The sequence below is a fragment of the Nevskia soli genome, assembly GCF_903970205.1.
Taxonomy (GTDB): Bacteria; Acidobacteriota; Terriglobia; order Bryobacterales; family Bryobacteraceae; genus Bog-113.
This window is the reverse complement of the sequence record NZ_CAJCHS010000401.1, coordinates 1-10,818: the sequence shown is the minus strand read 5'-3', so window position 1 is coordinate 10,818 and position 10,818 is coordinate 1. Positions and strand designations below refer to the sequence as shown.

Sequence of the window (10,818 nt, the reverse complement as noted above, 5' to 3'; positions counted from 1 at the left end):
CGCCTGGTTCGTCGTCTCGCCCTTGGCCGCGCAGTCGTACGCCACGTCGACCCCGCGCCCGCCGGTCTCCCCGCGAATCTCGTGCGCCACATCCGCATTGGACGGGTCCATCGCGGCATCCGCGCCCAATGCGAGCGCCATCTCGCGCCGATGCGCGACCGGTTCCACCGTGAAGATCCGCGCGACGCCCGCCAGCCGAAGCGCCACAACGGTCAGCAACCCGATCGGCCCAGCCCCGAAAACGACCACCTTATCGCCCAGCTGCGGCGCAACGAACTTCAGCGAATGCAGCACGATCGCCATCGGCTCGATCAGCGTCGCCTCGCGCAGCCCGATCCCACGGCTCAGCGGCAGCAGATTCCGCGCCGGCACATTCAAGCGTTCGCGAAAGAATCCCGCATCCTCCGTCGAACTCATGAAGCGGATATTCGAGCAGACGTTGTGATGACCGCTCGTGCAGAACTCGCAGTGGTAGCAATACATCGCCGGTTCCAGCGCCGCCTCATCGCCCGGCGCCCACCCGGTTACGCCCGCCCCCACCCGAACGACCACCCCCGACGGTTCATGCCCCAAGACCATCGGGTACTTGCAGGTCTGATCGCCGACCGAACCCTCAGAGTAGGAATGCAGATCCGACCCGCACACGCCGACGGCCGCGACCCGCACCTGCACTTCACCCGGCCCGGGGTCCTCTACCCGCCGCTCGAGAACGCTGAACTGACGAATGCCCGTTAGTTCGGCGACCGCTGTCGTGCTCACGCCGCCTCCTCGCGTTTCCCAACGAACCGCTTGAGTTCGTCCGCCAGCGCCGGCACGGTGATCACGAAGTTGCCTCCATAGATCGTCTCGCGCCCCGCGAAGTCGAACGTCACCGCGCCCGCTTCCTCCGCGATGATCTTTAGCGGCGCCAGATCCCACGGCTTGGCTTGCGCTTCCAGCCACACATCCGCGCGCCCGCTGGCCACCAGCATGGCGTCCACGCAACCGCCCATGCTGCGCACCGTCCACGTCCCCGCCATCCACTCGACCAAATCTTCGCCGAACGGGTAACGGTGCATGTAACTCAACCCGTTGACGCACACCAACGCGTCGCTTAGCTTATTTGCGGTGGCTGCGTGAATCCGCACCGGCTCGGCGTTCGGACCCGTAACCCACCACGCGCCCGCGTCCTTTGCCGCATAGAACAGTTCGTCGTACGAGGGGAAGTACGCGAAGCCCGCGACCACCGCATCGTGGTCCTCAAGACCGATCAGCACGCTCCACGCCCGGGTGCCACGGATGAAATCTCGCGTCCCATCGATGGGATCGATGATCCATCGCCGCCCGCTGGCGCTCTCATGGGCAGCGCCCTCTTCGCCCAGAAGTCCGTCATCCGGGAACGCGTGGCGCAGCGCCGCGACAATCAACTTCTCGCATTCGCGATCGGCGATCGTCACCGGCGAGTCGTCGCTCTTCGACTCCACTCCCACGCCCTTGCTGCGATACTCCATTGCGGTCCTTCCCGCATTGCGGGCGATCTCGCAACCGATCTCAATCTCACGCCGGTAACGGCCGGTTCCCGAGTTAGGCATCAAATGTAAGGTTAAGATAACGGGGGATGGAGAATTTCAGAGAGTTCCGCTGCGGCCCCGATCCGTTCGGTGAAACGTGGCTGGTTTGGTTCAAATGGCTGCAGACCGCGATCTCCATTCGCCATAGCGACACCATTGACGTCAAGTTCATCCTGACCCCCGCGACGGAAGCGGACGCCTCAGCGCCCCCACAGGAAAAAACAATTGCGTTACCCCTTCCCGTAGTGTTCCAAACAGCCAAAGACCTCGGCGTTTCAGTAACGGACCCCTGGTGCGCGCGACTCGCCAAACGTCATCTCGAATACCTGATCACCTCCGGCGAAGACATGGAAAAGTTGATCGTGGCGCCATCTCCCGTTCAGTTGCGCAAGTACGCCGAGGACGAAAAGGGGCGCGAAAAGGAAGAAGTGCGGACCCGCCGCCGCGGCGCCGCATAATCGTCTCCGCCGCCATGCCCGGCGCTTACGCCAGTTCCAAGATCATGACTCGACGTTTCCTGCTGGCGCAGCTTGCGGCCGTCGGCGCCGTCTTCCCGCAGACCGCTCGCGCCCTCGGCGACCCGCTCGAAAACCTGAACACATCCCACCCGCGCCTGATCCTCCTCGATTCCGATTTGCAGCGGGTTCACGCTCTGGTGCATGACGTGCCGCTCGCGCGCAAACTGCATGAGGGCCTCCTTCGCGACGCGGAGAAACTCCAGACTGCGCCGCCGTCGGAATACAAGCTCATCGGCCCGCGTTTGATCGCGCAGAGCCGGCGCGTGCTCGATCGTATCTACCTGCTCGCCCTGCTCTACCGCCTCGAAAGCCGCCCCGAGTTTCTCGATCGCGCGCTGAAAGAACTCCGCGCCGCCGCGCTGTTCCCCGATTGGAATCCCACTCACTTTCTGGATGTCGCGGAGATGACGCACGCGTTCGCGATCGGCTATGACTGGCTCTATCCCGCGCTGAGCCAGACGGATCGTGACTGGATCCGCGGCACCCTGGCCGTGAAAGGTCTCGATCCAGCCATCGCGCAATACAAAGAGAATGCCTCGTGGGTCGCCGCGAACCATAACTGGAATCTGGTCTGCAATAGCGGCGCGGGCATCGGCGCGCTTGCCGTCGCGGCGGAAGAACCGGACCGCGCCCGGACCATCCTGCGCAGCGCTCTCGAGTCGCTGCCCCGCGCGCTGGTCACGTACGGCACGGACGGCGGATGGCCTGAGGGCCCGGCTTACTGGAATTACGCGACGCGTTACATCGTGTCCTTCATTGCATCGCTCGAAAGCGCGACGGGTACCGACGCCGGCCTGGCTTCTTCGCGCGGCTTCGAGCGCACCGGCCGCTTCCGCGTTTACTTCATCGGACCCTCGAACAAAACCTTCAACTTCGGCGATGCCGCCGACGATCCTGGTACCGCGCCTGAAATGTTCTGGCTCGCGCGCCGGTTCAATCAGCCCGTCTACGCATGGGCGGAGCAGCGAGACGCCGACCACGAACCCCACGCTGATCCGCTCGACCTGGTCTGGTTCGATAAAGACGCCCGCACGCCCCACACGGAAGACTGGCCCCTCGACGCCCTGTTTACCGGCATTCAGACGGCGTTTCTGCGATCTGCGTGGGACGACCCCAACGCGCTCTTCGCCGGCGTGAAGGGCGGCGACAACAAGGCCAACCACACGCATCTGGACCTGGGCTCATTCGTTTTCGATGCCGGCGGAACGCGCTGGGCCTTCGATCCCGGCCCCGACGATTACAACGAACCCGGCTACTTCGGTCCCAAGCGATTCACCTATTTCAAGACGAGCACCCAGTCTCACAACACCGTCCTGATCGATGGTGCGAATCAGGACCAGCGCGCGGAAGCGCGGCTCATGCTCCATGAAACGGACCCGGATCTGCGATGGGTGGAGATCGATCTCAGCAAGGCGTATCCGGCGAAGCTCAAACAGTGGACGCGCCGGGTCGGCATCGCACAGAAGCAAGCGCTGCTGATTCAGGATTCGATTCTCGCGACGCAGCCGGTCGACGCGCTGTGGGGAATGATGACCGATGCGGATATCATTTTCAGCGGCCAGACGGCCGAGCTACGCAAGGGCGATTGGTCGCTATCCTGTGAGATCCTCTCGCCGCACCACGCCGTATTCGACGTGGTGACAGACTCCGGGACGAAGAAATTGGTGGTCCGCGCGGGTCCTAAGATCCCGGAACTGGAACTGAACGTCTTACTGACCCCGCATCGCACCGGCCAGCCGAAACCAGTCGTCACCAAGCGTTTCCCGGTCTAGCAGCCCGCGATAATAACCGCTCCGTCGGTTCACAACCAAGGATGAAAAGGCACCGTACAGCCCCACTCCGAGCCCGACCGAAAGGGAGGGTCCTGCGCTGGAAGCCGCGTTGGACCCTATCCTGGTGGAACGGTGTATGTTGGGGGCATTTTCGAGGGAGCCGCGCGCGTGAGCCAGCGTGTTTTTCGACTACACCACGGGCTGCCGGCCCGGCGTAGGGTTCGACTTCGCACCGCGCGTCACGCTATCATGACGCATCGGTGAATCTCCCGCGCTTATACCCGATCCTCGACACCGCAGCCCTCCAGCAGCGCGGCTGCTCGGACTGGGCGGCTGTCGCGGAAACATGGCTTACGGCCGGAGCGGAAATCCTGCAGCTCCGCCACAAGCCGCATTGGACGCGAGCCGCGTACCTGCAGGCAGGCAATATCGCGGCCCACTGCGACCGCTTTAAATCTACCTTCATCGTGAATGACCGCGCCGATTTCGCGAAGCTCTTGGGCGCCGGCCTCCATGTCGGACAGGACGATCTATCGCCGATCGACAGCCGCAAAGTCCTCGGGCCCGAAGTGAAGGTAGGGTTCTCAACCCACAACATCGAGCAACTCACCGCGGCAGCCAACCAGCCGGTCGACTATCTGGCTTTCGGCCCTATTTTCAGCACCTTGAGTAAAGATCGGCCCGACCCCACGGTAGGTCTCAAGCAACTCCGCGAAGCCCGATCTGCAACAACGAAACCGCTGGTGGCAATCGGCGGAATCACTCTCGACCGCGCCCGCGAAGTCCTCGATCGGGGCGCCGACTCCGTCGCCGTAATCGCCGCACTCCTGCCCGATAAGTTAGACCAATCCTCACTCCGCCAACGAATGGAACTATGGCTACAACGGACGCGCCAGTAAGTTCCCGAGCCGGGCTCGTCAAAGGCCTGGGTCTCCTCGACGCCACCACTCTGGTCATCGGCTCGATGATCGGCTCCGGCATTTTCATCGTCTCGGCCGACATTTCGCGCCAGGTGCAATCCCCAGGACTGCTAATCCTCGTTTGGCTGATCACTGCCCTGATGACTCTGTTCGCCGCGTTGAGCTATGGTGAACTCGCGGCGATGATGCCTAAAGCGGGCGGCCAGTATGTCTATCTGCGCGAATCGTTCGGACCCTTGAGCGGCTTCCTCTTCGGCTGGACAATGTTCCTCGTCATTCAGACCGGCACCATCGCCGCGGTCGCCGTTGCGTTTGCGAAGTACACCGGCGTCTTCTTCCCGGGAGTATCCGCGAGCAACTACTTGATTGGTTCCGGGCACATCGGCTTGACTACCCAACAGCTCGTGGCCATCGCCGCTGTAGCGCTCTTGACTTGGGTGAACACGCGCGGCGTGCGCGAAGGGGCGATGGTGCAGAACGTCTTCACGTTCGCGAAAACCGCGGCGCTGCTGGCGCTAATCGTCATTGGCTTCTCGTTCGGACAGCATCCCGCAGCCAAGGAGAATTTCACCGATTTCTGGCGTAACTCTTCATGGACACTCACCACCGTCAAGCTAGTCGGCGTAGCCATGGTTGGCGCCCTGTTCTCGTCCGACGCGTGGAACAACGTAACGTTCACCGCCGGTGAGATCCGCAACCCGCGGCGCAATCTACCGCTCTCGCTTGTGTTCGGAGTGACCGTCGTCTCGGTACTCTATCTGGCCTGTAACTTCGTATATCTATATGTGCTGCCCTTGGCGCAGATCCAGCACGCCCCTGAAGATCGCGTCGCCACGGCGGCTGCCGGCGCAGTCCTCGGACCGATCGCCGTCAAACTGGTCGCGGGCGCAATCATGATCTCGACCTTTGGGTGTATTAACGGCCTGATCCTATCGGGAGCGCGCGTCTACTACACCATGGCGCTCGACGGACTCTTCTTTGAGCGTGCGGCGCGCGTTGACCCGCTGCATCACACGCCGGTATTCGCTCTGGTGATCCAGGGCATCTGGACGATCTTGCTGACCTTGAGCGGCCAATATAGCGATCTGTTGGATTACGTGATCTTTGCAGTGCTGCTGTTCTATATTCTGACGATCGCGGGGCTGTTCGTGCTGCGCCGCAAGCGACCGGACATGGAGCGTCCGTATCGCGCCATCGGCTATCCTGTGTTACCGGCTCTCTACATAGCTGCCGCGGCCGTCATCGACGTACTCTTGCTGTTCTATAAACCGAGATTCGCATTGCCCGGGCTCGTCATCGTCCTGCTCGGCGTACCTGTTTACTACTTAAGGCGGAAAAAGGAAGGCATTCCAATATGAATCTTTTCGCTAAGAAGTCTCTACCTTCGCTAATTGCCGAGGCAGAGCACGAAAGTCGGCACGGCCTGCAGCGGTCGCTGGGCGTATTCTCGCTAACCGCCCTCGGGATCGGAGCCGTTATCGGCGCCGGCATCTTTGTCCTGTCCGGACTGGGCGCGCACTACGCCGGTCCCGGGTTAATGTTGTCGTTCGTACTTTCCGGCCTGGGCTGTGCGTTCGCAGGTCTCTGCTATGCCGAGTTCGCCGCGATGATCCCTCTCGCCGGAAGCGCCTACACTTATGCGTACGCAACTCTTGGCGAACTTGTCGCATGGATTATCGGTTGGGACTTGACCCTTGAGTACGCCATGGGCGCGAGCACGGTTTCCTCCGGATGGTCGAATCACTTTATCGAGTTACTGCGCATCTTTCATTTGAAGATTCCGTTATGGCTGGCTTATGACCATTGGACCGGCCTGCGCGCTGCCATCGACCAGGTCGCCCGGCAGCAGACGATGGTGAACTTCCCGTCGATATTACCCGGAACGCAGGAGTTTCTCCAGCACCTGGACGTTATCAAGAGCGCTCCGTCCGCTGACATTCTCGTCCGCGCGCACCAGTTACTCAATGCGCCGCACTGGTTCGGAATCGACATTGGGTTCAACCTTCCGGCATTCCTGATCGCCCTGATCATCACGGCCATCCTTGTAATCGGCATCAAGGAGAGCGCCAACTTCAACGCCGGCATCGTGGTTGTGAAAGTCAGCGTCGTTCTCTTCGTTCTCGCCCTGGGTTCGCAATACATCCACCCATCGAACTGGGGGCATGACTGGTCGACGTTCGCGCCGTACGGCTTCTCCGGAATTAGCCTTGGCGCCGCTTACATTTTCTTCGCGTACATCGGATTTGACGCCGTATCGACCACCGCGCAGGAAGCCAAAAATCCCCAACGTGACTTACCCATCGCGATTATCGCCTCGCTCGGAGTGTGTACGCTGCTCTATATCGGAGTTGCGGGCGTGCTCACCGGAATGGTCCCCTGGCGCGAAGTCAATATCGAAGCGCCCATTGCCCGCGCGTTCCTCGACCGCAACCTCGGATGGGCCTCGAACATCATCACCGCCGGCGCGCTTGCCGGACTGACCAGCGTCATGCTGGTCATGTTACTGGGCCAGACCCGGGTACTCTACGCAATGGCGAAGGACGGTTTACTGCCCCGTAAGTTCTTCGCCGCGATTCATCCTAAGTTCCGGACACCCTACAAGAACACGATTTTGGTAGGCCTGCTTGCCGCAATCGTCGGCGCAATCACGCCGATTGACGATATCGGCAAGATGGTCAACATCGGGACGCTTTTGGCATTTGTGATTGTTTGCATCGCGATCATGGTTCTGCGCCGGACGAACCCCGCTCAACCGCGCCCGTTTCGAACCCCATTGATGCCCGTAGTTCCGATACTCGGCATCGTATTCAACGGCTACATGATGTATAAGCTGGGCTGGATCAACTGGGCGCGCCTTATTATCTGGCTGGCTATCGGCTTAGTGATCTATTTCGCGTACGGCCGCAAAAACAGCCTTGTGCAGGTCGCCGAAGTACCCGAGGCGGTGACTCGGGAGCCATAATCGAGCTCTAACACGTAAGTCCGTCCTCGATTTGTAAGTCCCATCTCACCCGTTAAGAGGAGACCTATGAGAATTGCCTCACTAATCGCGCGTTACCTGCTCGGTCTGATCTTTCTGGTTTTCGGACTGAACGGCTTCCTGCATTTCCTGCCCGGACCCATACCGCCGGGAGTCGCCGGCCAGTTTCTGACCGCGCTCATCGAGTCGCACTATGTGGTCGTAATCTTCCTGCTGCAACTCATTCCCGGAATCCTGCTGCTGGTGAACTTCTACGTCCCGCTCGCGCTCACACTGCTGGCCCCGGTAATCGCCAATATCTTCTTCTTCCACCTGCTAATGGCGCCTAGCGGATTGCCGATGGCAATCCTGGTGATCGTTCTCTGGTCCCTGGTCTTTTACAGCGCGCGTGGGGCGTTCGCGGGGATCTTCGCGCGGCGAACGTAAATTCCGGTTGACGTTACCATTCGGAAACGTTACCATATGGTCACGTAGGAGACGGCGTGACTGTTGACGATTTAATCCTGAACACCACCCAGAGCGTGGACATCGACGCCGATATTGCAGTCGTCTTTCAGAGCGTCCTGCGCCAGCTCGGCGAAAGTTTCACCAACCCCCAGGGCGAATCGATGCAGATGAAGATGGAGCCGTGGCCGGGCGGCCGGTGGTTCCGCGATCGGGGCAACGGCATCGGCCATTTCTGGGGCCACGTGCAGGTCATCAAGCCGCCCGTGCTGCTGGAACTGAGCGGCCCTTTTTTCATGTCTTACCCGGCGGTGAACCATATCGAAGTGAAACTCGAAGAGCGGCCGGGTGGAACCCATGTGGACTTCCGTCACCGCGCGATCGGCTTAATCGATCCGGCGCACCGATCGGGCGTGCCCACCGGCTGGAAATACCTGCTGGACAAAGTCGCCGAGGACTGCTCCACGCATGCGCGTTGAGAGCGGAGTTGACGCGCCCGAAGACGAGCTGGATGCCGTGTGGAAAGCCCTCTCAGACAAAACCAGGCGATCGATTCTCGACCTCTTGCGCCACGGCCCTCGAACCACCACCGAGATCGTCGAGGCTTTTCCGCACCTGAGCCGGTTCGGTGTGATGAAACATATCGACGTACTCCGCGAAGCCTCTCTAATTCATACCCGTGAAGAGCGCCGCCAGCGGATCAACTCACTGAACGTATTGCCCATCCGTCAAATTTATGAGCGCTGGGTAGGTCCGTTTGAAGCGTTGTGGGCGAGTTCCTTGCTGCGCATCAAAGAAGACGCTGAAGCCAAACCTGCCCGTGCTCCTTTAGCCCCCGCACGATTGAGGAAGCGCCCGAAGGCGGGTTAAAGATTCAAAAAGGAGACTTACGCGGTGTGCCCAGTATGTATCGCAAGAACAGCGGTAATGGTCGCCGGAGCCACATCCACGGGGGGAATTCTGGCGGCGTTTACCGGTAAGTTGAAAGGGATTTTCGTAGTTACTTATGCCGGTCTATTTCGGAGAGGAGGACGAACATGGCAACAAGCAAAGAGAAAGACAATGGATCCGACAAAGGGCGTCTCGTGATGAATACACCCCCAGTCGTGTCTCCGGAGGAGTGGGAGGCGGCCCGCCGGCAGCTCCTTGTCAAGGAGAAGGCTGTGACCCGCTCGCGTGATGCGCTGGCCGCCGAACGCCGGCGGATGCCTTGGGTCGCTGTGGACAAGAAGTACGAATTCGAGGGACCGAAGGGCAAGGTAAGCCTGCTCGATTTGTTCGAAGGCCGGCCGCAGTTGATCGTTTATCGCGCGTTCTTCGAACCCGGGGTGTTCGGTTGGCCCGACCACGCTTGTCGCGGCTGCTCCTTCGGCGCCGATCAGATCGCCCACCTGGCCCATCTGAACGCCCGCGACACCACCCTCGTCTTCGCCTCACGCGCACCGCAGGCGGACATCGCGCGCCTGAAGGCGCGGATGGGCTGGGAGAAGATACCCTGGTACACCATCACCGATAGCTTCGACGCGGACTTTGGCGTCGATCAATGGCACGGCCACAACGTGTTCTTCCGCGACGGTGAGCGCGTGTTCCGCACCTACTTCATCAACAACCGTGGCGACGAGGCGATGGGGAGCACCTGGACTTACCTCGATCTCACGCCGCTCGGCCGTCAGGAGACCTGGGAGGACTCGCCGGAGGGCTACCCGCAAACCCCGCCGTATAAGTGGTGGAACTGGCACGATAACTATGACACCGAAGCCTCGCCTAACCCGAAGTGGGTCCAAGTGACGGAGGCTGGAGTAGCCGCCTTCCGAGAGGGCAGCGCATAGGCAAGAGCGAGCTAGTGAAGGGCGGGTCCCCGCCGCCTTTCAAGCAGCCGGCTGCTGAGAAACCGTAGTCGCGCTCGCAAGGTTGAAGATGCGGTTCGTGGGCGGCGGGCTATTCGAGGACAGCCCGAATCGCGACAGCGCGGCCGGGCCCGTTCGCGTGCTGGACGGCGCCCTCAAGAAACATTGCTGTCTGATGTACGCCAGAGCCCTATGCTAACCTGAGATTTCCGTCACAGTGGCGCCTTATGCCCGCTCGTGTGAGCGAAGCTTTCGTTTTGCAAACCTATCCACTAAAAGAGTCGGATCTGATCGTAAGCTTCTTTACGCGGGATGCCGGCAAACTGCGAGGCGTCGCCAAGCGCGCGCGGCGTCAGAAAAACGGCTTCGGCTCGGGTCTCGAGCGGCTGTCCCAAGTGAGAATGGCGTATTTCGAGCGGGAGAACCGCGAATTGGTCAACCTCGATTCCTGCGATATTGTGCAGAGCCAGTTTGCCGTTTTGTCAGATTACGCCGCCGGCATTTCGCTCGATTACCTGGCGGAGATTTCGGAACAAATCCTCCCCGCGCATGAGCCGAACGACAAGTTTTTTCGCCTGATCACGTCCGTGCTGGAGCACATTCGCGCGGGTAGTCCTGGCGCCGTGTGGCGCGGCGTCACGTACTTCACTCTCTGGGCCGTGAAACTGGCCGGAATGCTTCCGGAACTGCACGTCTGCCTGAGCTGCGGCGTCTCGCTCGATGAAGAAGGCGAGCGCGCATTTTTCCGGCGCGGCGCTCACGGGCTGATGTGCATGGATTGCAAACG

At 60.8% G+C, this 10,818-nt stretch carries 12 protein-coding genes; 10 read left to right on the top strand and 2 right to left on the bottom strand.

Annotated features, from left to right (window positions below):
• Positions 1-759 (bottom strand): zinc-dependent alcohol dehydrogenase (locus tag H1Y01_RS17430; protein WP_219341657.1); only part of this gene is annotated, 759 nt, incomplete at its 3' end.
• On the bottom strand, positions 756-1,571 hold the full coding sequence (locus tag H1Y01_RS17425; RefSeq protein ID WP_180541784.1) for an inositol monophosphatase family protein: 816 nt from the start codon (positions 1,569-1,571) through the stop codon (positions 756-758). The genes H1Y01_RS17430 and H1Y01_RS17425, both read right to left, overlap by 4 nt.
• Positions 1,572-1,597: 26 nt before the next feature.
• Between H1Y01_RS17425 and H1Y01_RS17420 the strand changes: the two genes are divergently transcribed.
• The 10 genes from H1Y01_RS17420 to recO form a co-directional block, all read left to right on the top strand.
• Complete coding sequence (locus H1Y01_RS17420) at positions 1,598-2,008, top strand: hypothetical protein (protein WP_180541782.1); 411 nt, start codon at positions 1,598-1,600, stop codon at positions 2,006-2,008.
• Positions 2,009-2,022: 14 nt separating this feature from the next.
• The gene (locus H1Y01_RS17415) at positions 2,023-3,840 is read left to right on the top strand and encodes a heparinase II/III domain-containing protein (RefSeq protein ID WP_180541780.1); all 1,818 of its coding nucleotides are present in this window, start codon (positions 2,023-2,025) and stop codon (positions 3,838-3,840) included.
• A 260-nt stretch (positions 3,841-4,100) separates the two neighbouring features.
• On the top strand, positions 4,101-4,739 hold the full coding sequence (gene thiE, locus H1Y01_RS17410) for a thiamine phosphate synthase (RefSeq protein ID WP_180541778.1): 639 nt from the start codon (positions 4,101-4,103) through the stop codon (positions 4,737-4,739).
• A complete protein-coding gene (locus H1Y01_RS17405) occupies positions 4,715-6,118 on the top strand; it encodes an APC family permease (protein ID WP_180541776.1) in 1,404 nt (467 codons plus the stop codon). Before thiE ends, H1Y01_RS17405 begins: the two co-directional genes overlap by 25 nt.
• Complete coding sequence (locus H1Y01_RS17400) at positions 6,115-7,722, top strand: amino acid permease (RefSeq protein WP_180541775.1); 1,608 nt, start codon at positions 6,115-6,117, stop codon at positions 7,720-7,722. The genes H1Y01_RS17405 and H1Y01_RS17400 overlap by 4 nt, the downstream gene beginning before the upstream one ends.
• Before the next feature lie 66 nt (positions 7,723-7,788).
• The gene (locus H1Y01_RS17395; RefSeq protein ID WP_180541774.1) at positions 7,789-8,166 is read left to right on the top strand and encodes a hypothetical protein; all 378 of its coding nucleotides are present in this window, start codon (positions 7,789-7,791) and stop codon (positions 8,164-8,166) included.
• 56 nt (positions 8,167-8,222) lie between these two features.
• Positions 8,223-8,663, top strand: a complete 441-nt coding sequence (locus tag H1Y01_RS17390) for an SRPBCC family protein (protein WP_180541773.1) — start codon at positions 8,223-8,225, stop codon at positions 8,661-8,663.
• Positions 8,653-9,054, top strand: coding sequence for an ArsR/SmtB family transcription factor (locus tag H1Y01_RS17385; RefSeq protein WP_180541772.1), 402 nt, complete (start codon positions 8,653-8,655; stop codon positions 9,052-9,054). Before H1Y01_RS17390 ends, H1Y01_RS17385 begins: the two co-directional genes overlap by 11 nt.
• 167 nt (positions 9,055-9,221) lie before the next feature.
• Positions 9,222-10,013: a DUF899 domain-containing protein gene (locus H1Y01_RS17380; RefSeq protein WP_180541771.1), complete on the top strand. Its 792-nt coding sequence runs from the start codon at positions 9,222-9,224 to the stop codon at positions 10,011-10,013.
• A 275-nt stretch (positions 10,014-10,288) separates the two neighbouring features.
• Positions 10,289-10,818: DNA repair protein RecO (gene recO, locus H1Y01_RS17375; RefSeq protein WP_219341656.1), on the top strand; the 530-nt coding region annotated here is incomplete at its 3' end.